The 23,771-nt window shown below is 59.7% G+C and carries 19 protein-coding genes; 6 read left to right on the top strand and 13 right to left on the bottom strand.

Features of this window, described 5'->3' with window-relative positions; all coding sequences use genetic code 11:
• Positions 1-6: 6 nt before the first annotated feature.
• Together D6858_RS00860 and D6858_RS00855 are read right to left on the bottom strand one after the other, a co-directional pair.
• Entirely contained in the window at positions 7-666 is a 660-nt protein-coding gene (locus D6858_RS00860) for a hypothetical protein (RefSeq protein WP_120106194.1), read from the bottom strand.
• A 65-nt stretch (positions 667-731) separates the two neighbouring features.
• A complete protein-coding gene (locus D6858_RS00855; protein WP_120106191.1) occupies positions 732-1,520 on the bottom strand; it encodes a LysR family transcriptional regulator in 789 nt (262 codons plus the stop codon).
• Between the two features lie 130 nt (positions 1,521-1,650).
• On the opposite strand from D6858_RS00855, the gene D6858_RS00850 reads away from it, so the two are divergent.
• The 3 genes from D6858_RS00850 (at position 1,651) to D6858_RS00840 (ending at position 6,870) form a co-directional block, all read left to right on the top strand.
• Complete coding sequence (locus D6858_RS00850) at positions 1,651-3,834, top strand: RNA degradosome polyphosphate kinase (RefSeq protein WP_120106188.1); 2,184 nt, start codon at positions 1,651-1,653, stop codon at positions 3,832-3,834.
• The gene (locus tag D6858_RS00845; RefSeq protein WP_120106185.1) at positions 3,831-5,324 is read left to right on the top strand and encodes a Ppx/GppA family phosphatase; all 1,494 of its coding nucleotides are present in this window, start codon (positions 3,831-3,833) and stop codon (positions 5,322-5,324) included. The genes D6858_RS00850 and D6858_RS00845 overlap by 4 nt, the downstream gene beginning before the upstream one ends.
• A 163-nt stretch (positions 5,325-5,487) precedes the next feature.
• A complete protein-coding gene (locus D6858_RS00840) occupies positions 5,488-6,870 on the top strand; it encodes a hypothetical protein (RefSeq protein WP_133305208.1) in 1,383 nt (460 codons plus the stop codon).
• Between the two features lie 235 nt (positions 6,871-7,105).
• On the opposite strand, the gene apaG is transcribed toward D6858_RS00840, so the two are convergent.
• The 5 genes from apaG to D6858_RS00815 all read right to left on the bottom strand — a co-directional run bounded on the left by apaG (position 7,106) and on the right by D6858_RS00815 (position 11,292).
• Positions 7,106-7,504: a Co2+/Mg2+ efflux protein ApaG gene (gene apaG / locus D6858_RS00835; RefSeq protein WP_120106178.1), complete on the bottom strand. Its 399-nt coding sequence runs from the start codon at positions 7,502-7,504 to the stop codon at positions 7,106-7,108.
• 59 nt (positions 7,505-7,563) lie between these two features.
• Entirely contained in the window at positions 7,564-8,907 is a 1,344-nt protein-coding gene (locus tag D6858_RS00830; RefSeq protein WP_120106175.1) for a PAS domain S-box protein, read from the bottom strand.
• Positions 8,908-9,266: 359 nt separating this feature from the next.
• Positions 9,267-10,475 (bottom strand): trans-sulfuration enzyme family protein, encoded by a 1,209-nt coding sequence (locus D6858_RS00825; protein ID WP_120106172.1) that lies wholly within the window; start codon positions 10,473-10,475, stop codon positions 9,267-9,269.
• Positions 10,476-10,683: 208 nt separating this feature from the next.
• Positions 10,684-10,902, bottom strand: a complete 219-nt coding sequence (locus D6858_RS00820; RefSeq protein WP_120106169.1) for a hypothetical protein — start codon at positions 10,900-10,902, stop codon at positions 10,684-10,686.
• Between the two features lie 171 nt (positions 10,903-11,073).
• Positions 11,074-11,292, bottom strand: a complete 219-nt coding sequence (locus D6858_RS00815) for a hypothetical protein (RefSeq protein WP_133305207.1) — start codon at positions 11,290-11,292, stop codon at positions 11,074-11,076.
• Positions 11,293-11,458: 166 nt separating this feature from the next.
• Between D6858_RS00815 and D6858_RS00810 the strand changes: the two genes are divergently transcribed.
• Positions 11,459-12,742 carry a phospholipid carrier-dependent glycosyltransferase gene (locus D6858_RS00810; protein ID WP_120106487.1) on the top strand — a complete coding sequence of 428 codons (1,284 nt, stop codon included), beginning with the start codon at positions 11,459-11,461 and terminating at the stop codon, positions 12,740-12,742.
• A 16-nt stretch (positions 12,743-12,758) separates the two neighbouring features.
• Here the strand turns inward: D6858_RS00810 and D6858_RS00805 are convergent, their stop codons facing one another.
• The 4 genes from D6858_RS00805 to D6858_RS00790 are packed head-to-tail and all read right to left on the bottom strand — an operon-like array spanning position 12,759 to position 16,236.
• On the bottom strand, positions 12,759-13,847 hold the full coding sequence (locus tag D6858_RS00805; RefSeq protein WP_120106163.1) for a glycosyltransferase: 1,089 nt from the start codon (positions 13,845-13,847) through the stop codon (positions 12,759-12,761).
• A gap of 10 nt (positions 13,848-13,857) precedes the next feature.
• Positions 13,858-14,916 (bottom strand): 3-isopropylmalate dehydrogenase, encoded by a 1,059-nt coding sequence (gene leuB / locus D6858_RS00800; protein WP_120106160.1) that lies wholly within the window; start codon positions 14,914-14,916, stop codon positions 13,858-13,860.
• The gene (gene recO / locus D6858_RS00795; protein ID WP_120106157.1) at positions 14,913-15,515 is read right to left on the bottom strand and encodes a DNA repair protein RecO; all 603 of its coding nucleotides are present in this window, start codon (positions 15,513-15,515) and stop codon (positions 14,913-14,915) included. Before recO ends, leuB begins: the two co-directional genes overlap by 4 nt.
• A 10-nt stretch (positions 15,516-15,525) precedes the next feature.
• Positions 15,526-16,236, bottom strand: a complete 711-nt coding sequence (locus tag D6858_RS00790; protein ID WP_120106154.1) for an arylesterase — start codon at positions 16,234-16,236, stop codon at positions 15,526-15,528.
• Between the two features lie 47 nt (positions 16,237-16,283).
• Between D6858_RS00790 and D6858_RS00785 the strand changes: the two genes are divergently transcribed.
• Complete coding sequence (locus tag D6858_RS00785) at positions 16,284-16,976, top strand: ABC transporter ATP-binding protein (RefSeq protein ID WP_120106151.1); 693 nt, start codon at positions 16,284-16,286, stop codon at positions 16,974-16,976.
• On the top strand, positions 16,942-19,485 hold the full coding sequence (locus tag D6858_RS00780; protein WP_120106148.1) for an ABC transporter permease: 2,544 nt from the start codon (positions 16,942-16,944) through the stop codon (positions 19,483-19,485). The genes D6858_RS00785 and D6858_RS00780 overlap by 35 nt, the downstream gene beginning before the upstream one ends.
• Here D6858_RS00780 and D6858_RS00775 read toward each other — a convergent pair.
• A complete protein-coding gene (locus D6858_RS00775) occupies positions 19,482-20,327 on the bottom strand; it encodes a glycerophosphoryl diester phosphodiesterase membrane domain-containing protein (protein ID WP_165859588.1) in 846 nt (281 codons plus the stop codon). The two genes, D6858_RS00780 and D6858_RS00775, sit on opposite strands and share 4 nt — an antisense overlap.
• 516 nt (positions 20,328-20,843) lie before the next feature.
• On the bottom strand, positions 20,844-23,543 hold the full coding sequence (locus D6858_RS00770; RefSeq protein WP_120106141.1) for a TonB-dependent receptor: 2,700 nt from the start codon (positions 23,541-23,543) through the stop codon (positions 20,844-20,846).
• Positions 23,544-23,771: the final 228 nt, after the last annotated feature.

Here is a 23,771-nt window from a genome sequence, read left to right as displayed (position 1 = left end):
GCTCGCCTAAAGTTTGCTCACCGCGACACTCAACACGATGATGAGCACAAGCGAAACAAACGTCGCCCAAACAGTGTATATTGCGGCGCGCATGTAAGACATCGGCCCGTGCCGCTGAAACCAGACGATTTCCAGCGCCATGTACCACAAACCACCGATGAGCAGGACAGCGATACCAGCGAGATCGCCGAGAAAGCTGCGCTCGACAAACCGGGGAAGTATCGCAGATGCAAGGCCAACCGCCATCGCAATCGGCGCGGAGATATATATTTGCCCGTAAAACAACGGCCTCAGCACCTTGCGATCGAACATCAGGTTTTGAAACTGCATGAAACGTACCGCTATGCCGAGCGGCAGTACGCTCAGCACAAACATCCGAAATGCCATCAGATTGGTGCTGTCGGCCAGAAAGCCCTTCAGCTTCGCACCGTCGTTTTGCACTTCCACCAAATGCAGGAGGCCAAGTGTGATCGCCAGAAAGATCGGAGGACTGAGGCGGCTGGTGAAACGGTCGTCTGCCGATCTCATCAGCTCGCCATCCGCATAGTCCATCATCGCAAACGGATGGCGGATCGCCTGCCACAGCGTGATGGGATAAAACACCAGCCACGAAATGACTTCGAACAGCGCCTGTTCAAGCGACTGCAGCAGCTTCATGAAATCCATTGCGCCCTCCTCAGGCGGCAAATATCGATCCCAATTTGCTGAAATTACATTGTTTTGAACTCAGATCAGGCCGTCAGGAACGCGACCAGAGCCTTCACCTTTTTCTGTCGCCACTGGGGGGTTGGCGCCACCAGCCAGTATGCCCGGCGCCCTTCGTCCGGCCCTTCGAGCACTTCGAGGCGTTTCGCTTCGATCGCCTCTTCCACCAGCAGGTATGGCAGCATCGCTTTGCCCAGACCCGCGACTGCACTCGACAGTGCCTGTCCGGCGTTGCCCGCCACGACTTTGGCATCGACCCCTTCGGGCAAAGGCGCGCCCGGCCAATCGATCCATTCGTCCGGCGCACCGGGTGCGGCCACGATCACACGGCGGGCGGGAGCGAGTTCGACCCCCTCCAGATCGCCCGGCCCATCGACCAGACGAATCGCAAAATCGAGATTGGTTTCCGTAAAGTCTGCATTCTCGTCAGCAATCAACTGAAACCGCACACCTTCGCTCTGCTCCCGATAGGCCGCCAGCCTTGGGGCAAGCCATTGAGCATAGAATTCGCGCGGAGCGGCGATAGTGAAGCGGTCGCTGGCCTGCCCGGCCTGCATCGACTGGACCGATTCTTCGAACTTGAGAAACCCTTCGCGCAAGGCATCCAGACCGGCACCGCCTTCGTCCGTCAGTTCCAGCCCCTTGCTGGTGCGGCGGAACAGCACAGTGCCAAGGTGTTCCTCCAGCGCGCGAATCTGCTGTCCGACAGCAGCCGGAGTGACCGCGAGTTCATCCGCCGCGCGGGTGAATGAAAGGTGGCGCGCAGCCGCGTCAAACACGCGCAGGGCGTTCAGGGGCAGGTGTGTTCGCTTCATCGTGACGCAAGCCGATAGCCAATCGCGCGCCATCGGGCAATTATCTGACTGTTCTCAGTTGTGTTACGAGTCACTTGATTGCAACATAAGCCAGACAAGGCACGGATACTTCCCAATTTCCGGAATCAAGATGGACGGTCCGACAGACAGCTCTCTCACCCTCACCCCCACCGGCGAGGTATTGGCAACAAGCGCTGACAGCGGCGATCCGGCGACGCGCTATTTCAACCGCGAGCTAAGCTGGCTCGCGTTCAACCGCCGTGTTCTGGCGGAAGCGCGCAATTCCAGTTATCCGTTGCTCGAACGGCTGCGGTTCCTGTCGATTTCAGGGTCCAACCTCGACGAATTCATGATGATCCGCGTCGCCGGGCTGGAAGCGCAAGTGCGCCGCGGCATCGCCAAAACGTCGATTGACGGCAAAACGCCGTCGCAACAACTCACGGCGATCCGCCGCGAGTATATCGATATCGAAAAAACCCAGCAGGCCGCACTGGCCGATCTGCGCGGGCGACTGGCGCATCAGGGCATCCGTATCGCTGACGAAAAACACCTTGCGCCCGGCCATATCAAATGGCTGCGCGAATGGTTCGAAGATCAGGTGCTGCCGGTACTGACCCCACAGGCAATCGATCCGGCGCACCCGTTCCCGTTCGTCGCCAACCTCGGCATGGGGGTAATCTTCAACCTCGTCCGCAAATCGGATGGCGAGGGGTTGGTCGAGATGGTGCTGATCCCCGCCGGCATTCCACGTTTCGTGCGGCTGCCGGGCGAGGATGAGGCCACGTGGGTGCCGGTCGAAAGCCTTGTCACCCGCTTCGCCCCGGCCCTGTTCCCCGGTTTTGAGATCGTGGGCGACGGCGTGTTCCGCGTGATCCGCGACAGCGACATCGAAGTGGAGGAAGAGGCGGAGGACCTCGTGCGTTACTTCCGCACAGCGATCCAGCGGCGACGGCGCGGACGCGTTGTGCTACTCGAACTCGATCAGCAATGCGATCCCGAAGCAGAAAAGTTGCTGCGCGAACAGCTTGGCGTCGAAGGGGCGATGGTCATCAAAACCGATGGGATGCTCGGCCTGCGCGGATTGAATCAAGTGGTGGACGAAGATCGTCCCGATCTGAAATTCGCCGCGTTCAGCCCCCGCTATCCCGAACGGGTGATGGAACACGATGGCGATTGCTTCGCTGCAATCCGCGAAAAAGATATGATTATTCACCACCCTTACGAAAGTTTCGAAGTGGTGGTCGATTTCCTTCGGCAAGCGGCGAGCGATCCGGCAGTGCTGTCGATCAAGCAGACCCTCTATCGCGCAGGCAATCAAAGCCCGGTGATTCAGGCGCTGACGCAAGCGGCGGAGAACGGCAAGTCGGTGACCGCCGTTGTCGAACTGAAAGCCCGCTTCGACGAAGAGCAGAACCTCAAATGGGCCGGAGAACTGGAACGCGCCGGGGTGCAGGTGATCTACGGCTTCACCGAATGGAAAACCCACGCGAAAGTGTCGATGGTGATGCGCCGCGAAGACGATGGCATCCGCACATATTGCCACTTCGGCACCGGCAATTATCATCCGGTGACAGCCAATATCTATACCGACCTGTCCTATTTCACCGCCGACCCGAAACTGGCGCGCGATGCAGGCAAGCTGTTCAATTTCGTGACCGGCTATGTCGAGCCGCGCAAGACAGAGGCACTGGCGATTTCCCCCATCGACTTGCGCGAAACGCTGTACGAAGCGATCGACCGCGAGATCGAGAACGCCCGTGCCGGGCGCCCGGCAGGCATCTGGGCCAAGCTTAATTCGATTACCGAAAAGGGCATGATCGACCGGCTGTACGAAGCGAGCCAGGCCGGGGTGGAGATCGAACTGGTCATTCGCGGCATCTGCTGCCTGCGCCCCGGCGTGCCCGGCCTGTCGGACAATATCCACGTCAAATCGATCATCGGGCGGTTTCTCGAACACAGCCGCATCTGGGCATTCGCCAATGGCTATGCCCTGCCCAGCGCGCGGGCGAACGTGTGGATTTCGTCCGCCGATGCGATGAGCCGCAATCTTACCCGCCGGGTCGAAGCGCTGGTTCCGCTCCGCAATCGTACCGTGCATAATCAGGTGCTCGATCAGGTGCTGGTCGCCAACTTGCTCGATAACGAACGAAGCTGGACGCTCGATGCCTCTGGCGACTACACGCGGGTCGAACGTGGCGATGCGGAAGGTTTCAACGTGCACGATTATTTCATGCGTAATCCCTCGCTCTCCGGGCGTGGCGGTGCCGGGATCGGGGCCGTACCCAAGCTGAGTCTGCGACGGGGCCGCGCGTGAGCCGGAAGAGCGAAGCGCGGGAGCGCGCCAGCCAGCGGGCGGTGATCGATATCGGTTCCAACACCGTGCGGCTGGTGATTTACGGCGGGCCGCCGCGCGCGCCCACTGTGTTGCACAACGAAAAAGTCAGCGCCCGGCTTGGCCGCGAAATGGACGAGACGGGCAAGATGCCCACTGCCGCGATGGAACAGGCGATTGGCGCGCTCAGGCGGTTCCGTATCCTGATCGAAGACCACGGCATCACCGATCTTCAGACCGTCGCCACGGCCGCCGTGCGCGACGCCAGCAATGGCAAGGCGTTTCTGAAACAGGTCGCCGCTCTCGGCCTCAACCCACGCCTGCTGTCGGGCGAAGAGGAAGCGCGGACATCGGCCAGCGGCGTGATCGGGGCGTTTCCCGGTGCCTATGGCGTCGTGGCCGATCTGGGCGGGGGCAGCCTGGAACTGGTGTCGATCGAAGGCGGCAAGAGCCATCACGGCGTCAGCTTGCCATTCGGCACTCTGCGTCTGCCGGATCTGCGCGCAAAGGGTTCCGCCAAATTCAAGCGCACGATCCATTCGGCGCTGGCAAAGGTTGGCTGGGCATCGGCGCACGAGGGACCGCTCTATTGCGTGGGCGGCACATGGCGGGCATTCGCCGCTTATGCCATGCGTGAGGCGCAGATACCGCTGACCGACCCGCACGGCTTCGTTCTTTCGAGCGAAGATGCCATGCGACTGGCGAAAAAGGTGGCCCGCACGGAGCCTGCCACCCTGTCCGCGATCGAGGGCATTTCCAGTATGCGCGCGGCGGCTTTACCCGATGCCGCCGCTATGTTGAAAGTGATGCTGGGCGAACTCAACCCCGATGGGCTGGTGTTTTCCGGCTGGGGCCTGCGCGAAGGGCTGCTGTACAACACGCTGTCCGAAATCGAACAGGCGAAAGACCCGCTGATCGACAGTGTCATCGCGTTCGCCGGTCCGCGCAACGGTGCCGTGACAGAGGCGACGCGGGTCGCCGCGTGGACCGCGCCGCTGGCGCACGGCAGCGGCCATGGCAGCGAACGCCTGCGGGTTGCTGCCGCGATGCTGTCGCTCTCGCTTGCCCGGATCGAGCCGAACCGGCGGGTCAGTCAGGCACGCGAATGGGCACTGGACAAACGCTGGGTCGGGATCGATCCCACAGGGCGCGCGATACTGGCTGCTGCGCTGCTGGGCAGTTGCGGACAGAAAGAAATCCCCGCCGATCTGGCCACGCTGGCAGACGAGCCGCAATTGCACGAAGCGATGGGCTGGGGTCTCGCCATCCGGCTCGCCCGACGAATGGACGCAGGCAGCGGCACCGCTGCCCTGACCAGTTCGCTGGAACAGGACGAAAGCGGTATCGTGCTGACCGTGACCCCTGACCGCGCCGATATCGTTGGGGAATCCGTGCGTAAGGATATCGCCGCACTCGGCAATTGGTTCGGGTGCGACGCGGAGGTCGCTATTGGTGACAACCTCTCCCGCTAAACCAGTCGCTTGATCGCGGTTGCCGAACGGCCATCGATCTCTACATACTTTTCCCGTGGCGGGCCGCTGGAAAGTGGCCTGCCCGTATCGGCAAAGCAGCAGTCAGCGTGGACTACTGGCGCACAGCAAGCCGACAGGTCTAATTTCGGGATCGGAGAACGTTGTGCGTTCAATAGTTTACGCGTGTTCAGTAGTCACATGTATTATCGGGTTGCAGGGGTGTGCATCGACACCCCTGCCCTCATCCATTGCCACGCCGCCGATTGCTCTGGCGCTGGACATCGCCTCTGATGATACCGTCGAAGCGACATATTCTCTCGCCAAGCCTGTTCGGGCCCTGCATTTCGCACAGAATCTGGGCGGATACCGCAAAGATTTGTGGCACCCCGAGGGGAGCGAATTCCGGTGGATCAGGGAGGGAGACGGCGAGCGGATCGAACGGACCGATGGACAATCGTTCGACCGCCTGACGTTCGATATCCCCATCGATTACCGCGCTCTGCCGAAAAATTACGCCCCCTTCTCTCCGTTCAGCGACCGCAGTACGCTGATCTATTCCGGGCATTTTCAGGCCTGCACCGCTGTTCCGTGCGACGGGGAAGAGGCGTTGCCCATTTCCATTGCAGCCGCAGGCAAGACCATTGGCGTCAATGGCCACCGCACACGGGATAAGGCACAGTTTGTCAGCGAAGGGGCCGGGACCAATATCTTCGTCGGCAATCTGGAACCGGTCGCCGCCGATGGGTTTGTGGCGATTATCGATCCGGGCCTGCCAACCGCTCTGCGCCAGCATCTGGACCGTTCGCTGCCCCAGTCGATCCGATATTTCAGTGCGATTTATGGGCCACTGTCTTTCGTACCCGAACTGTACGTGTCGATGGACGACCGCCCGGAGCCGAACGGCGGCGAATCCACTCAGGGGGGCACACTGCCCAACCAGATATTCATGCATTTCGATGGGGCCCACGCCCGCCAGCGCGCGACCGAGGGATCACCGTTGGAACTCGACTGGTTCTTCGCCCACGAAGCCGCCCACCTGTTTCAGCAGGACAAGATCGGCAAAAGTCCGGGCGACGATGCCGTGGCGTGGATTCACGAAGGCGGGGCCGAAGCGATGGCCGCTCTGGCACTGGCCGGGCGCGGCGCGACTGAGCGTGAATATGTGCTGCAACGCGCCGATCATGCCGGCACGAATTGCGCCAGAGGTCTGGCCCACATGCCGCTGGATCGGGCGACGGCAGAAGGAAAGTTCGATCTCCATTACCAATGCGGGTTGGTGTTCTGGCTAGCGCTCGATCAGTCGCTGCGCGAACACGGCCACGATGGGCTGGCCGATCTCAACCGCGCGTTCTTTGCGAAAGTGCGCGCCGGTAAGCCGTGGAGTCAGCCCGTGTTTATGGCCACGGCGAAAGAACGCGGCGTGCCCGACGCTGTCCTGTCACGGATCGCAACGCTGACCGATGGCGGATACGATGATGCAGCAATCGCAATCGCACCGTTCGAAACAATGGCCCGGCAGTCGCTCAAACTGGCCGAAGGGCAGTAACGCACACCCGCGATACGGCAGGGTGCCTCCCGATTAATCGCGCTGTCCTACACGGCCCGATTTGGGCAATCTGTCGGCCATGCATTGCCAGACGCCCCTCTCCCTCAATCGTGCTTTTCAGGCACGTTTGGGGGAAGGAGATTTTTTCTCTTCAGGACTGTGTAACATCCGGTCCATGTGTTCTCTGGCAGCGACGAACCGTTGCCGCTCGCAGCCCGGAAAAAACGGGGATCGATCAGCCCGCTGTGGCAGGCGCAGCGAGCGGGAAGAAGGGGATGCGAACCTCCAGCAAATCCCCGCCGTGGCGACGAAACGTGTAAAACCCTTCCATCGACCCATGCGGTGTCGCCAATGGGCAACCCGACACATAATCGTGGCTCTGCCCCGGTGCGAGCGTCGGCTGTTCGCCCACAACCCCCTCGCCATCGACGATATTCACTATCCCGTTGCCATCGGTGATGCGCCAGTGCCGCGTAATCAGCTGCACCCGTTCGTCGCGGTGGTTCTCGATACGGATGTGATACACCCAGAACCACTTGCCATCTTGCGGGCGGGACTGTTCGGGCAGGAAATTCACCGCCACGCGCACGGTGATGCCATCGGTATTGGCGGCGTGTTGAAACAACTCTTTCATCGCAAATGCGAACGTAGCGCCCCGCTGCCCGCTGTGCAATCGGGCCGCACAATTCGTCCTCATCCAGTTGGCACAGAACGGGATGTCAGCACCCGCGCATCGCTGGTAAAACGCCAGCGCAGCCCATCTGCCGGGTATTCGAGCGTAACCTCAGCCGCGAAAGACCGCTTGGGAATCTCGCGGATCAACTGCGTGCCAAATCCATGGTGCAATGGCGGCTCAACCGGCGGCCCGCCGGATTCGGCCCATTCGATCGAAAAGGCGTCGTCGCCAACTTTCCATGTGATGGAAACAACACCGCCTTCCGCTGACAGGGCACCGTATTTGATGGAGTTGGTGGCCAATTCATGCAGCGCCATCCCGATCACTTCCGCCGCGCGCGGGTTCAGTGCACAGTCCGGCCCATCCAGCACGATCACATCTTCACGCGCGCTCACAAATGCCAGTTGCAGTTCCACGAGTTCGCGCATCGGTACTTCGCGCCAGTCACGCCTGACCAATATGTCCTGGTTGACCGCCAGACTGCCTACCCGTTCCTCGAACCGGCGAACGAGCGCCGGATCGGCCCGGATCGAACTGCGCGCCAATGCCTGCACTTTGGCCAGCATGTTCTTCGAACGGTGGTTCACTTCCTGCAGCAGCAACTGGATCTGTTCGGCCTGCTCGCGCTGTTCGGTTATATCGGTATTGGTGCCGAACCAGTGGGTGACTTTGCCCGCGTCATCCCGAATTGGCTTCGCCCGCCCAAGGAACCAGCGCCATTCGCCATCGGCCCGCCGCAGAGGGAAGATGTCTTCCCACTCGACCCCGCGCGCCACGCAACTGAAGAAACGGGAATATGCCCGATCCAGATGGTCTGGATGGTGGAAGTGCGGCCAGCCAAGTTCGCGCATCTCGTCAGGCGTTGTGCCGGTATATTGGTACCATCGCTGGTTGTACCATCGGATCGCGCCATCGGCTTCCGCGATCCATGCCAGCTGCGACATGTTTTCGCCCAGCATACGGAACCGCGCCTCACTCTCGCGCAGCCGCCGTTCGGCCAGTACCCGATCGGTGGCATCGCGCATGATCGTGCTCGCCCCAACGATCACCCCGGCAGGATCGCGCACTGGCGAGACGGAGACTTCCACATCCAGTTCATGGCCATCCCGGTGCAGCCGCCGAGTAAGAAAGGCAGGCACACGCTCCCCCGCCCCGATACGGGCGAGTATCGCATCTTCCTCGTCCTGCCGATCTGGCGGCAAGAGGCGGCGGATCGAAAACCCCACCATTTCGCTTTCGGTCCATCCAAACAGCCGCGCGGCCGCCGGATTCCAGCTGATGACAATCCCGCTCAAATCCTTCGCGATTATCCCATCGTCCGAAGACGCGATGAGTGCAGCATAGTGATCGCGTGGATCCATCAACCGTCGCATACCTTGTTGGAAAAGTCCCGTTACCAACGAAACCTAGCACATTTTTCAGAATACAGAATATCTTACTAGGTGCCCCTCCCCCGCGTCCCGCGTTATCTGACCTCAACAAATGCGACATTGCGGAGAGAGTGTCGGCTCGCAGATCCGCACGCTCCGGAGCGACAAATGGCACAGCCCGGCCCGATCGACGGTCATAGCCGTGGCCCGTCGCACAATCTCGCAAGGATTGAGGCACTTAACCCCACCCGGACATCGCTTTGGGACAGAGGCAGCGCGCTGAAAGGCGCGGGGGGGGGGGCAACAGCAAAAGTGCGCTGGTCGAACCGCGACTGCCGCCCGATCGGGACTTAAAGCCCGGCGGCAGACAGCGCCCTATCGAGATCCTCTTTCAGATCATCGATATCTTCCAGCCCAACATTGAAACGCAGCAACCCTTCGGTCACTCCCATTTCCGCCCGTGCTTCCTCGCCCATATTGGCATGAGTGGTACTGGCCGGATGACACATCAGGCTGCGGGCGTCGCCAATGTTGTTCGAAATATCGATCAGTTCGAGCGCATCGAGCAGAGCGAATGCCTGCTGGCGGCCACCAGGCACTTCGAACGCGAAGATCGGCCCGGTTGCACGCATCTGGCGCAAGGCAAGTTCGTGGCGCGGGTGGCTCGGCAAGCCGGGGTGCAACATTCGTGCGACACGCGGTTCGAGGAACCGCCCCAGTTCAAGCGCACTCTCGCTCTGGCGCATGGCGCGCAATTCGAGCGTTTCGAGCCCCTTCAACACAACCCATGCATTGAACGGAGACAAATTGGGGCCGGTATTTCGCTGAAACGGCAGCAGGACTTCGTCGATCCATTCACGGCTGCCGCATACAGCACCCGCAAGAACGCGCCCCTGCCCGTCCATCAGCTTGGTCGCGCTGTATGCAACCACATCCGCTCCGAAATCCATCGGGCGTTGCAAAACGCTTGTCGCAAATGCGTTATCCACCACTGTAGTGATCCCGTGCAATTTGGCGAGATCGCAGATATACTGCAGATCGACCACGTCGAGCGTTGGGTTAGCCGGAGTTTCGAAGAAGAAGACCTTGGTGTTCGGCCGGATCGCCTTGTCCCACTCCCTATCGATAGCGGAATCGATGACAGTCGTTTCGATGCCGAAACGCGGCAGCAAGCTGTCGACAAGCCAGCGACACGATCCGAACGCCGCACGGGCCGCAACGATATGGTCACCGGCAGACAACTGGCACAACAACGCGGCAGTCATCGCCGCCATGCCACTGGCCTGAGTGCGACAGGCCTCCGCGCCCTCCATCAGGGCAATACGTTCTTCCAGCATTGCCACAGTGGGATTTTGCAGGCGCGAATAGGTCATTCCTTCCGCTTCACCGGCAAAGCGTGCAGCTACCGTTTCCGCATCATCGTAGGAGTACCCCGAAGTGAGGAACAGTGCCTCACTCGTTTCCCCGTTTTCCGAACGCCAGGTGCCACCGCGTATTGCACGTGTAGCGGGGCGCCAGTTGGAAGTGATCGAGCGATTGAGGCCGGTGGTCTTTTTCATAACGGCTCCGCGCATCGCGCAGACACGATCACGGTGCAACGAAAAACACGCGCGAACATAGCCGCATCTCTTGTTGCAGAGGCAGAAGCGCCGCTTGACCGCTGGCATGACAAAGTTGCTTCACCATACAGCAAGAAAAAGGCGGAGCCCCGCAAGGAGCCCCGCCTCTTAATCTCTACCGAGTAACGCCGACAAAGTCGGCAGATTACTACGGGCTGGTCGGCTCGTCGTCGCCAGTGGTGGCGATCACCACAGCACCGATCACAACGGCCAGAGCAGCGATGATTGCACCGATCGGCGCACCGCCCATTTTGGTGGACTTGGTTGCCGGTGCCGAAGCACGGTCAGCATTAGCAGCCTGAGCTGCTGCAGGTGCAACAGCGAGTGCTGCCGCTGCAGTTGCAAGAGCGATCTTGCTGATCTTCATTAATCTTCCCCTTACTAATTCCATTCATCGCAAAGCATGACCCGCGATAAACGACCGAATCGCAAAAACAATTCGATTCTTTCAGTAGTTACGCCCAACTGAGGGCGCAACCTTCCGCAATCGACCGGTCGTACATTTCATACAACCTGTCGCATCAATCCCACGCTCTCCCTACGGACTCGCAGGTTCGTCATCGTTCGTGGCAAGTACAATAGCGCCAGCCACGATCGCGATAGTAGCAATAATCAGCAATAATGACCGATCCTTGAACAAACTGTTCGATTTTTCGACAGGTTCGCTTGTCCGTTCGATTTGGGCAGCCTGTGCCGCAATAGGTGTTGCGACGAGCGCAAGCGACCCAGCAGCCAAAACCAACTTGCGGAAATCCATATCCATCATCCTTGCACACGGTACGGCTATGATTGCCGATCGTTCCCGGCAGACCGCGCATTTTTTCGGAACTGGCTTTATGGCAATTCCCGCATCTTCGCAACCGCACAACAGATCAGCGGCGCCAACATGGGCAATTGCTTGCACTATTTTCTGTGCGCTCGTAATGGCCCGCGCCATGCAACAGCCGACGCAATCCCGCGATCCGTTCGTCTGGTGCATTGCGCTGACTACGGTGTTTTTCGCCTTCACCATGCATCGTCTGGCAATCCCCACTGCACCCTACTTCGACGAAATCCATTATCTGCCTGCCGCGCGCGAGATGCTGGCAATGCATAAGTGGGTCAATCGCGAGCACCCGATGTTCGGCAAAGAGATGATCGCGTTGGGGATGTGGGCGCTGGGCGACAATCCCTGGGGATGGAGGATCGGGTCGGCGCTGGCGGGAACATTAACATTCTGGGCAAGCATTCGCGCCTTGTGGTTTGCGTCGCAACGGCGCTTCGCCACATTGGCCTATGGCATATTGCTGGCGAGCGGTTTCATGCTGCTGATCCAGTCGCAGATTGCCATGCTCGATGCATATATGCTCGCTGCGCTGGCAGTGTCGTTCTGGATGCTGGCCAAAGCTGTCCGACAGCCTGAGCATGGCCGCCGTTATCTGGCAGCCAGCGGAATCGCCATGGGCGTGGCGATGGGAACCAAATGGAATGCCGTGCCACTGGCCATCGTACCCGGCCTCGCATTCCTGATTGTTCGGGCGCGTGCAGCAGGATGGCGTTTCGTGTGGAGCAAACGCGGCGCGCCCGTCCCCGGCGTCACATTGCTGGAAGCGGCCCTCTGGCTGGGCGTCGTACCTCTTCTGGCATATTGGGCGACATTCCTTCCCGCCTATTTCTTCAGCGTCAATCCGCTCCAACCCGGCGGGTTTCTGGATTATCAGAGCAAGATGCTGGCCTTGCAGGAAAGCGTCATCAAACCGCATCAATATTCCACCCGCTGGTGGCAATGGGTACTCGATCAACGCGGACTGTGGTATCTCTATCGCGATATCGACGGCGCTCAGCGGGGGGTCGTTATGATCGGCAATCCGCTGACAATGATTGCCGGGATAGTGGCGTGGGCGTGGTGTTTATGGGCCGGAATTCGTGGGCGAAAAGATGCGCTCGCCGTGGCGGTGCTGTATATTTTCGCGATCGGATTCTGGATTATCGCGCCCAAGCCGATCCAGTTCTTCTACCACTACCTCGCCCCGTCGCTGATCCTGTTTGCAGCGCTGGCACTGGCACTCGACGCGCTATGGCGTAGGGGGCCACGCTGGTTACCGCTGGCATTCCTGACCGCAGCGTGTGGAATATTCGCGTGGTTTTATCCCATTATCAGCGCAGCGCCCCTCGAAGGTGGCCGTCCGGCGTTCCTTCACTGGATGTGGCTCGATAGCTGGAAATAGTGCCTGGTAATCGGGATCAGAAACGACCCCACACAAACCGGCTCGACAAGGCGTAGTTCCAAACCGATCCGATCAGGATGCCTGCCAGCGCAGCCAGAACCCAATGGAACCCGCGCGCCTGCAGCAATGTCGCCACCGCGACATTGGCAAGCGCCCCGATCGCGCAAGTCGCGCAGAAGCCGAGCCACCCTCGCACGATGGCAGAAAGTCCGGCGAGCCGCTGATCGCGATAGGTCAGCCAGTTATTGACCCAGAAATTGAACGTCATCGCGGCAAAGGTCGCGAAAACGGTCGCCAGAGCGAACCCTTCCCCGGCAAACCGATAGAGCAGCGTCAGCACCGCAAGGTGCACGACGACCCCCGCAGCTCCAACCGTTCCGAACAAGGCGAAGCGTGACGGAACGAAGCGCCCGAAACTGCGATCGTAAAGGCCGACGAGAAATTCAAACGCCACCGCAGAATCGAGCTTGCTTTCGCCACTCAACCGCTCCGCGAACTGGAGCGGGAATTCTTTCACACGCAAGCTGGGATTGGCAGTAGCCAACAGGTCTAGCAGGATTTTGAAGCCAATACCCGAAAGCCGCGGTGCCGCCGCCCGCAGGTGTTCGCTGCGCGTCAGGAAAAAACCGCTCATCGGATCGGTCATTTCCACACCTGTCACTCTGCGAGCGAGCCGATTGGCCAATCGCGAACCCTTTTCCCGCGTCTGGCTGGACAGCCCCGCCGCGCTGCCCCCTTCGACAAAGCGGGAGCCGACGGCAATATCGCAATCGCCCGCCTTCACAGCCGCCAGCATCTGTACCAGCAGCGCAGGATCGTGCTGATGATCCGCGTCCATCAGGGCAACGAATGGCGCCGCTGTCGCACACATTCCCTCTATCGCAGCAGAAGCCAGCCCGCGCCGTTTGAAACGCTGGATCACACGCAAACGGTTATCTGCCAGCGCCAGAGCGCGCGCGGCGTCTGCCGTGCCATCGGTACTGTCGTCGTCGACAACGATTACTTCCCACGAGACATCGCGCAGAGCCGCGTCGATGCGCTCGATCAGCGGAGCCAGATTGTCACGCTCGTTGAGCGTCGGGAGAACGATAGCCAGTTCAAGCATTCGCGGCCCTTTATAGCCGCGCAATCACCGCGTCACCTATTTCCCGCGTTCCCGCTTCGCCACCAAGGTCAAGCCCAAGCACTCCGTCTGCCAGCGCACCGCTCACCGCTGTCTCTATACGGTCTGCCTGTTCGGCCAGCCCAAGCGAGTGGCGCAGCAGCATGGCAGCCGACAGAATCGTTGCCATCGGGTTGGCCTTGCCCTGTCCGGCAATATCCGGCGCGCTGCCGTGAATGGGTTCGTACAGACCGAACGTGCCATATTCAGTCTGTCGCTCGCCCAGCGCCGCGCTGGCCAGCAGACCGATCGACCCGACACACATGCTCGCCTGATCCGACAAGATATCGCCGAACAGATTGCCAGTCACGACAACGTCAAACTGGCCAGGATTCTTCACCAATTGCATCGCTGCATTATCGACGTACATGTGATTGAGTGTGACATCGGGATATTCCTTCGCCACTTCGATCACCACGTCGCGCCACAACTGGCTGGTTTCCAGCACATTGGCCTTGTCGACCGAGCACAACCGGCCCTTGCGCCCCTGTGCCGCACGGAAGGCGACATGGGCGATGCGGCGCACTTCGCTTTCGGTATAGCTCATCATGTCCCACCCACGGCGCTCGCCATCGGGCAGGGTTTCGATGGCTTTGTCACCGAAATAGACATCGCCGTTCAGTTCGCGCACGATTACAAGATCGATCTGGCGGGCAATCTCCGGCCGCAACGCGCTCATCCCCTCAAGCCCGGCGAACAGAGTGGCCGGGCGAAGATTGGCGAACAACGTAAGCTCGGAACGCAACCCCAAAATCGCCTGTTCCGGTCGCAAATGGCGCTCCAGGTGATCGCAATCGAAATCACCGACCGCACCGAACAGGATCGCGTCCGCTCCACGTGCCAGTTCCAGCGTGGCAGGCGGCAGCGGGTGGCCATGAGCGCGATAGGCCGTTGCCCCGACATCGGCCCATTCCAGCGAAAGTCCGGGCAGATCGAGCGCTTCCAGCACCCGCACTGCTGCCTGCGTGACTTCCTGTCCAATCCCGTCACCGGGAAGCACTGCAATTTTCATAACCTGATCCGTTCCAGCCGTTCGCCAAGCATGGCGCGGGCGGCCATAACATCGCCTCGACGGTCGGCAAGGAGGTAGCGCTCTAAAGGGGCGGCATGACGGGCAAAGATTTCCAACAGCGCCTCAAGCTCGGCTTCCGCGCCCGGCTGATTCCCGCCATATCCGAGTTCCCGCAGAACCAGCGCCTCATAGGCCACAAGCGCACGCAACCAGCCACGCGCCGAAGGGGCATGGCAAATCGCATCGAGCGTGGCGGACAGCGCGCTGAACAACGATGGATAGGGGTTACGCTCAGGAACTACCGTTGCTGTCAGCGCACAAACCCAGCCGATCGCGGCCGCCGCCAGCGGCTCACCGATCCAGGGGCCACGGCTCTCTTTCAGTTCGAGTCTGGCGGAAGGTAGCTGGCTATCGCCTCTGCCGCGAAGCTCCACATCCAAAATATTGCCGGGGATCAGCACTGGCCGCAATTGCCGCCCTCGGCCACCAGCCACGTAGCCTGCGACAAGGCCGAAATCCTCAGTCAGCAAGCGAGCGATAACCGCCGTTTCGCCGTGCGACCGGGCCGATACAAGAATGGCAGGCGCGCGAAGGTGCACAGGCGCCGCTCTATTCGCTGTTCGCAGGCACCGGCAACGCCGCCGCCACGTCCGCTTTCGTTGCAGCGACCATCGCCGCCACACCATCTTTCGTCGGATGAACGTGATCGGGCTGAATCAATTCCGGTTTATCGTAAACACTTTCCATGAAAAACGGCACCAGCTTCGCACCATACTCTTTCGCCAATGCCGGATAGATCGCATCGAATTGACGCTGGAATTCCGGCCCGCCGTTCGGTGGCGCGCGCATCCCCATCAGCAGCACAGGAATTCCGCGCGCCTTCAATCTTTCAAGCATCGCGGCAAGGTTGGCCTTGGTCTGTTCGGGAGGCAAACCACGCAGCAGATCGTTGCCGCCCAGTTCAAGGATCACCAGATCGGGCGTCTGCGACTGACTGTCGAGCGTGAAGTCGAGGCGTTGCAAACCGGCAGCCGTCGTATCGCCCGACACACCCGCATTGGCGATCCGCACATCGACACCCTCTGATCGCAGAGCGGCCTGCAGCTGGCCGGGATAGCTTTGATCGGAACTGTCGAGCCCATACCCAGCAAACAGTGAATCCCCGAATGCAAGAATATGGCGTGCCGAGCCAGCGACCTCCGCAGCAGGAGCGGACGAGGTTGTTTCTCGCGGCCCCGCCTCCGGCGCGGACACTTCCTGCCCACACCCGGACAATGCCAGCGCCACCGCCGCCCATATCGACCACTTACCTGTAACCATCGACCAGCCTCCTTGCTGCTGACCCCGACCTATGCCATCGCAGCGATGTGACAAGCCCTGCCCCTGCAATTCATGCGCGAAACCTCACCCTCACACTCGGTAGCGGTTCCGCAGCGGTCGATATCCTGAAAGGGATCGACTTCGATGTCGCCGTTGGCGAAATCGTCGCGCTGCTTGGCCCATCAGGATCGGGAAAGTCGAGCCTGATGGCCGTACTCACCGGTCTGGAACGCGCCAGCAGCGGTACGCTGGAAGTGGCTGGCGCGAATTTCGCCGCGATGGGAGAAGACGCTCTTGCTCGCGCCCGCCGGGGCCGCATCGGCATCGTTTTACAGGCGTTTCATCTGCTGCCGACAATGACTGCGCTGGAAAATGTCGCCACCCCGATGGAACTGGCAGGCATTCCGGATGCACGCGACCGGGCAGAGGCGGAGTTGCGAGCGGTCGGCCTTGGCCGTCGGATTTCGCATTACCCCACGCAATTGTCCGGCGGGGAACAGCAGCGTGTCGCCATTGCCCGCGCAATTGCCCCGCGCCCCGCGTTGATTTTCGCGGACGAACCGACAGGCAATCTCGATGCCGCAACCGGGGAAGCCATAACCGAGCTGCTTTTTGCGCGCCGTGCGGAAACCGGCGCTACGCTGCTGATTATCACCCACGATGTCGATCTGGCCGAACGGTGCCAACGCGTTGTCACTCTCGCCGATGGGCGGATCGCGAGCGATACCGGTGAACGATAATCGTTGGGCAGCGGCATGGCGCATCGCACGGCGCGATCTTTCAGGCCGGTTTCGCGGGTTGCGCCTGCTGCTGGTGTGCCTGTTCCTCGGCACAGGCGCATTGGCGGCAATCGGTACGCTTACGCATACTATTGAAAGCCAACTGGCCGACCGGGGGCGCGAATTTCTGGGCGGCGATATTCAGATCGCGCTGTGGCAACGCGCGCCTTCCACCACCGAAATGGCCGCGCTGGAACGAACCGGCACAGTATCCACCGGCATTCGGATGCAGGCGATGGCGAGAGCCGGAGAGTCAGCCGCACCGGTCGAACTGAAAGCAGTGGATGATCGCTGGCCGCTCTATGGCACAGCAACGCTGGCAAACGGGCGCAAGATTGGCGCACCTGCTGGCGGACAGGCATGGGTTGCTCAGGGCGCAGCCGATCGGTTAGGCCTGAAGCCAGGCGACCGTTTCTCCGTCGGCACGCAAACACTGACAGTCGGCGGCATTCTGGGAGAAGAGCCCGACAGATTGGGCGAAGGATTCCAGCTTGGCCCGACAGTAATCGTGAATGCCGATCTGCCCGCACGCGCAGGCCTGACTGCGCCCGGTGCCATGTATCGCACCAAAACCAACATCGCGTTGCCTGCCGCCGGTTCGCCGCAACAGGCCAGCGATGCGTTGAAAGCACAATTCCCCGACGCCGGATTTGACATTAAGACCCGCGATAACGGAGCGCCCGGCACCGATAGGTTTGTCGGACGAATGGGTGAATTTCTGACTCTGGTGGGGCTGGCTGCACTGGTAATCGCCGGGATCGGCATTGGCGGCGGGGTATCCAGCTACCTCGACGCACGCCGTCAATCGATTGCCACACTGAAGATTTTGGGCGCGACCAGCGGCGATATCGCCCGCGTCTATGCGCTGGAAATCGGCATCGCTGCACTTGTCGGCAGCGCAGCGGGGATCATTGCGGGAGTGGCTGTCACTCCTTTACTGGAGCACGCCTTGCAGGGTTTGCTGCCCGTCGGCACCGGTATCGCATTTGCCCCCGCCCCCTTGCCACTGGCGCTCGCCTATGGGCTACTGGTCGCGCTGGTCTTCGCCGCTCCACCTCTGATGCGGGCACGACATTTTCCCGCGATGGCGCTGATGCGCGCAAGAATTACGCCTCTGACGCGTGACAAGAAGATCTGGCTGCCAGTGAGCGGTGGGTTGCTGGCGATTGCAACATTGGCGATGGCGACGGCCCGTCAGCCGTGGCTGACCGCTGGTTTCATCGGTGGTGCGGCGGCGGCACTGGCACTGCTCGCGATGTTGGGGGGGGCTATCCGTACGGGGGCAGCTCGCGTTCCCCGGCCGCGCAGCCCGATTGCGCGGGCTGCGCTGGCCAACCTTCATCGCCCTGGTGCAGCGACCGGTACATTGGTCACCGCACTTGGTTTCGGTCTCGCTGCATTTGTGCTGCTAGCCTCTGTCCAGACAAGCATCGATGGGACAATCACCAGCCGAGTGCCCGCGCAGGCCCCCGACTATTTCGTGTTAGACCTGCCACAAGCCAAAGCCGAGGCGTTTACGAAACTGGTAAAACAGGTCGCTCCGGGCAGCGAAATCCGCACCGTTCCCGCGATGCGTGGAGCGATCCTCGCCTATGGCCCAAAAGACTCGCAAACCCGCGTGGCCAGCCTCGGAGACAATCTTCCGGAAGGAGCGTGGGCTCTGAGGGGCGAACGCGGTCTGACATATGCCGACGAAGTGCCACCCGGCAATACCGTGACCGACGGGATGTGGTGGGGTCCAATGTATCAGGGCCCGCCCGAAGTTTCCGTGGACGAGGATCTGGCGCAAGCCATCGGCCTGAAAGTGGGCGACTATCTTACCATCGGTGTGCTGGGTGTGGAACGACAGGCGCGGGTAGCCTCCCTCCGGCGGATCGACTGGCAATCGATGGGCTTCAACTATGTCCTCGTATTCAGCCCGAATACTTTGCGGGACGTGCCACATAATCTGGCCGCAACAATTCGCTTGCCGGACAACTCAGACAAGCGCGCCCTGCTGGCAGACCTCGTGCGCGCATTCCCTTCCAGCAGCGTGATCGAAACAGGGCCCGTGCTGGCACAGGCCCGCACTCTGCTGGGTCAAGTCGGTGTGGCCACGCTTGCGGCCGCATCGGTTGCGGTATTGGCGGGGCTGGCCGTATTGCTGGGCGCAATCGCAGCTGCTCGCGCGCAACGTACATACGACACCGTTATCATGCGTGTTTTGGGGGCCAGCAGACTGCAAGTTCTGGCGATGATTATGGCTGAATATGCTGTGCTGGCCATGATCCTTGCGCTCGTGGCGCTCGGTCTGGGGTTGTTTGTTGGCTGGCTGGTCGTGACCAAACTCTTCGAGTTCGAGTGGGTGCCAGACTGGGCAGCGGTCTTCGGTGTCCTCGGTGCAGGATTGGCCCTTGTGGTCGCATTCGCCCTTGCCAGCGCACTCCCGCTTCTGAGTGCGAAACCGGCAAGAGCGCTGCGAACTCTTTAAAACGCCTCCGCCGTTGTCTCGGCTGCGCCTGCAAGGCCGGCATGTATGACAGACAGGAAGACCGCATATGCAAATGAAATCACGATAGACACGAGTACGGCAGCAAGTAAGCTGACTATCATCGCACCCCCTCCAGGAACCGTGGAAACCCCGCCATATATAATTGCGGCATAAGATCCCATTATTGGCAGGACGGCCAAACCATAAAGGACGACGACCAGTACCGCGAATGCGAGCGTTGCAAGAAAGATCGTCACCACATGATGCCGGGTCAGTTCCCAAGACCGTTTAAGAGCCACCAGCGGATTGCATACACCTTCGACAGCGACAATCGGCAACACCAGAGCCAGTCGGCAGGCCAAATAGACGCCAAGGATAAGCAAGGCGATGCAACCGATAAGTATGGCGCGGATATGATTATCGGCTGCTAGCCATGACGCCCCCGCACCTAAGACCATCATACCTAACATCAGCACAGCGCCGATCATTATCGCGATCGCCAGCAATACTGGCGCACCCCGAAGCCCGGCACCGAAGGCTTCTCCAAAGCCATAATGGCGCAAAGGCGACGCCACCCCTGACAACCCCGCCATCCCCGCAAGCACAACAAGTAGGTAGGCTATATACGACAGGAAGATGGCTAGCCCCGCCCCTCCTCCCAGAATCGACGAAGGGGTTAAATAGGTGCCGGCGACACCCAAACCTCCTGTTATCGCTCCACCAATGGCGATAACTGCAATCCTCAGAACCAGAAAGGCAGCCCATACCCCGAAGAGCAGAAGAAATTTTCGGCCAATGATACGGCCGGTTTCCACGAATATAGCTGATATATCTAATTTCATTAAACCAAACCCCATCATTAAAATTAATGACTTAATTTACATTTGAAAAAATGATGGGTAATGATATTTACATCTTACTAAACGTGTGAATTATTTTATTGAAACAAATTAATATTACCAGTCAGATATTTGCGTATGACTGTGACATCGGAAATATGCGCCTCTCCCCCATATAGATTTGGCGGAATTACCAAGATGATCGTAATCGCAATGCGACTCTCTCAGCCTGCGCGCTAACTATGAATGCCGAGAACCAGGCATCTTCCCAATGCGTGACTCAATTTTTGAATGGCAGCGCCCCACCTCGACTACTGCGCCTGATCAATGAGATCATGGGAAATGCGGGACCATCATCTGAGCAAGAAACCTAAGCAGGGCTGCCTAATGGACGGATCAATGATCACACACCTCCCATTCAGATTCCACGCGCAGTGTCAGATAACAAAGAACCTACTGTGACAAATGAGAAGAGGCCCCATAAGCGAGGCCCCTTCCAATTGCGAATTTACAGTAAGATCAGAATTTAAACCGGGCCGAAACACCATAAGTGCGCGGCTGATCGGTATAGCCTGAAATCGAACCTGCCTGAGCCACCGAGTCAAACACGCCGGTGATGTTGCGGTCGTCAAGCAGGTTGCGACCCCACACCGACAGCTCGAAACCGTTGGCCATCGCATAAGTAATCGATGCGTTGAGATTGGTGGTCTCGTTGCGATATGGGCGCGCCGCTGCACGTGCGGGCTCATAATCCAACGTTCCATCGGGATTGCGGACTGCGAACGCCAGCAGACCCGGCTCAATCTGATACGGTGCCGAATAAGCGAAATCGGCATGCAGGATCAGATGATCGTCACCCACCGGCTGATCCCACGTCGCACCCCAGACAGCCGACAGCTTGGGAATACCAGTAACCGTCTCGCCGGAAAGATCCCCGAAGGGCGAGTTCGTGAAATCGTCGTATTTCGGATCGAGATAAGTCATCGCCAGCGTCAGTGTAAGCTGATCGGTCGGACGGACATACCCATCGAATTCGACACCCCAGGTCGACTGTTTGCCCGCATTGGCAAAGACATAGCCGGTGCCGGTGAAGGTGTTGGTCTGGAAGTTGCTGATCGACTGTTTGAAGACAGTCAGGTTGGCCGCGGCCAACCCCCAGTTACCCTTCAACCCAATTTCATAGACTTCCGAATCTTCCGGCTGAGCGTAGCGCGAACCAGCACGCAAATTGGTGACTGCCAGCCCTTGTTGAACCAGTGCGGCGTAGTCCGTCGGTGAAGGACGGCTATCGCGTGACAGGTTATAGCTGGCCGCCTTGTAGCCCGTCGACCACGACGCATAGGCATTCAGCGTTGGGCTGAATTCATACGCAAGTCGTGCAGTCCAACTCCAGTCGCCATCGCTGAACCGGCCATCTTCCACTGCATTGGGGAAGTTCTGGAACGGCGGCAGGAACTGCAGCGAGGTGAGGCTGAGTAACGGATTGACCGCCGGATTGTCGGCATTTGCAGCAGCGTAGGCCTGAACCCCGGCCTGCACCTGCTGGTACCCTGCAGGATTGTTCCCTGCAAAAGCAGCAATCTGAGTTGCGTTGGCGGGCTGCCCCAAGCCCAACAGCGTGCCGACCTGTGTGGCCAGAGCCTGCTGATAGATCGCTGTCTGGCCAATGCTTGTCAGATCAAGGCCGGAGAACACGTCGGTGCTGGTTGTGTTCGACGTTACCTTCTTGGTGTCGCGGGTATAGTTCGCACCAAGCGTAAGCGTAAGACCAGCGGCCATTTCAAAGTCGACATTGCCGAAAATCGACCACGCTTCATCCTTCTGGCGCATGTTGTTGAACAGGCCCTGGCCCGAAGCGAAAAACTGGCCGGTGTAGTCATTGCCAGTGAGCGCGCTGAAAGTCGTTTCAAGCGTGGGAATCGAATAGGCCCCACCACTGGCGGACTGGATCAGCAGGTTAGCGTAATCGCGGAACGCATCGCCATAAACGATCTGGTCGTGTGTCTCGGCCACTTCGTTGAAGTAATAACCACCGAGCAGGAAGTTGAGCGGACCGTCAAAATCGCTGGCGATACGCAGTTCCTGCGTAAACGTATTGAGGTTCGCCTGGCCAACATTCGCGCCAGAGGCCAGCGGAGCACTGGTGAAATCGACATCCTGATCGGCTTCAAGCTTGGTTTCACGATAGGCGGTGATGCTGGTCAGCGTCAGAGCACCCATCGTATAGTCAGCCTGACCCGAAACGCCCCAGTTCCGCACTTTGTTGCTGGGAACGACATCGGTGTAAACTTCGTCCGCGCCCGGCACACCCTGATAATCGTTGACCATCCCGCCTACGGCCATGACCGCGGCAGTTGCGGCCGAGGGGCGCAGGTTGAACACGGCACAGCATTTTTCGTCGATTTCGTCGTAGTCGCCGATTACCCGGAATTTGAAATCGCTGGACGGTTCGAACAATACCTGACCCCGTGCGAACCAACGGTTGCGATTGCCGATATCGTCACCGTTATAAAGGTTGGTCACGTACCCGTCGCGACTGTGATAACCGCCGGAAATCGATGCCGCTATCGTGTCGCTGATCGGTCCGGTCAGGTAACCCTTGGCAACGATATCGTTGAAATTGCCATAACTTGCTTCGATGCTGCCATGCGGCGTGAAGGACGGGCTCTTGGTCACGATGGAGATCACGCCTGCGCTGGCATTCTTGCCGAACAGCGTGGACTGAGGGCCACGCAACACTTCGACCCGCTCGATATCGGGCAGGTCGCTGATCTGCGACATCGAACGGCTACGATAAACACCATCGACGAACACCGCGACTGACGGTTCCAGACCGATATTGTTACCGCTGGTGCCGAAACCGCGGATCGAATATGTAGTGGCAAAGGCGTTCTGGCTCTGCGTCACCTTCAATGAGGGCACGACGCTGGACAGATCCGATACGTCGCGGATCTGGGCACGTTCGATCGTTTCAGCGGTCGTCACCGACACGGCCACCGGCACATCCTGCAGAGTCTGCGCGCGCTTGGTCGCCGTCACGATAATAGCATTGCCGACTCCGGCCTCAGCTTCCCCGGCCTGTTCGCGTGCCTGTGCGGGAGTAGCGACATCTTCAGTGCCATCCTGCGCGACAGCGACGGCAGGGGAGACAGTAATGGCAACGCCGGCGAGCAGGGCAAAACGGGTGCGATCCGCAAGGCGCAAACGGAAACTGTTCATGAAATGCAGGTATCCTCTGTTCCAGATTTAGCGGGGATACCTGAGCGCAAACTTTGCGACACAAGCTCCCAGACTTGTTTAACCGCTCAAATTTATCATTTGTCTTCAGTTACACAAGAGGTGGTTTCAATCGTTATCGAATTCAGAGAGCTATGTTGCCAGTGCGACACAGCCAAGCAACAATGTTGCAACGCAGCAATCACTTGCCGCTCGCTCTATCGTCCGCTA

The organism is Tsuneonella suprasediminis (assembly GCF_003605755.1).
GTDB lineage: Bacteria > Pseudomonadota > Alphaproteobacteria > Sphingomonadales > Sphingomonadaceae > Tsuneonella > Tsuneonella suprasediminis.
Note: the sequence above shows the minus strand (reverse complement) of the source record. Positions and strands in the feature narration are given on the sequence as shown.

What these genes read in the sequence shown, in the direction of transcription:
- D6858_RS00860 (WP_120106194.1), bottom strand. Translation starts at nt 666, where the DNA reads ATGGATTTCATGAAGCTGCTGCAGTCGCTTGAACAGGCGCTGTTCGAA.
- D6858_RS00855 (WP_120106191.1), bottom strand. Translation starts at nt 1,520, where the DNA reads ATGAAGCGAACACACCTGCCCCTGAACGCCCTGCGCGTGTTTGACGCG.
- D6858_RS00850 (WP_120106188.1), top strand. Translation starts at nt 1,651, where the DNA reads ATGGACGGTCCGACAGACAGCTCTCTCACCCTCACCCCCACCGGCGAG.
- apaG (WP_120106178.1), bottom strand. Translation starts at nt 7,504, where the DNA reads ATGAAAGAGTTGTTTCAACACGCCGCCAATACCGATGGCATCACCGTG.
- D6858_RS00830 (WP_120106175.1), bottom strand. Translation starts at nt 8,907, where the DNA reads ATGGATCCACGCGATCACTATGCTGCACTCATCGCGTCTTCGGACGAT.
- D6858_RS00825 (WP_120106172.1), bottom strand. Translation starts at nt 10,475, where the DNA reads ATGAAAAAGACCACCGGCCTCAATCGCTCGATCACTTCCAACTGGCGC.
- D6858_RS00820 (WP_120106169.1), bottom strand. Translation starts at nt 10,902, where the DNA reads ATGAAGATCAGCAAGATCGCTCTTGCAACTGCAGCGGCAGCACTCGCT.
- D6858_RS00815 (WP_133305207.1), bottom strand. Translation starts at nt 11,292, where the DNA reads ATGGATTTCCGCAAGTTGGTTTTGGCTGCTGGGTCGCTTGCGCTCGTC.
- D6858_RS00810 (WP_120106487.1), top strand. Translation starts at nt 11,459, where the DNA reads ATGGCCCGCGCCATGCAACAGCCGACGCAATCCCGCGATCCGTTCGTC.
- D6858_RS00805 (WP_120106163.1), bottom strand. Translation starts at nt 13,847, where the DNA reads ATGCTTGAACTGGCTATCGTTCTCCCGACGCTCAACGAGCGTGACAAT.
- leuB (WP_120106160.1), bottom strand. Translation starts at nt 14,916, where the DNA reads ATGAAAATTGCAGTGCTTCCCGGTGACGGGATTGGACAGGAAGTCACG.
- D6858_RS00790 (WP_120106154.1), bottom strand. Translation starts at nt 16,236, where the DNA reads ATGGTTACAGGTAAGTGGTCGATATGGGCGGCGGTGGCGCTGGCATTG.
- D6858_RS00780 (WP_120106148.1), top strand. Translation starts at nt 16,942, where the DNA reads ATGGGCGGATCGCGAGCGATACCGGTGAACGATAATCGTTGGGCAGCG.
- D6858_RS00775 (WP_165859588.1), bottom strand. Translation starts at nt 20,327, where the DNA reads ATGAAATTAGATATATCAGCTATATTCGTGGAAACCGGCCGTATCATT.
- D6858_RS00770 (WP_120106141.1), bottom strand. Translation starts at nt 23,543, where the DNA reads ATGAACAGTTTCCGTTTGCGCCTTGCGGATCGCACCCGTTTTGCCCTG.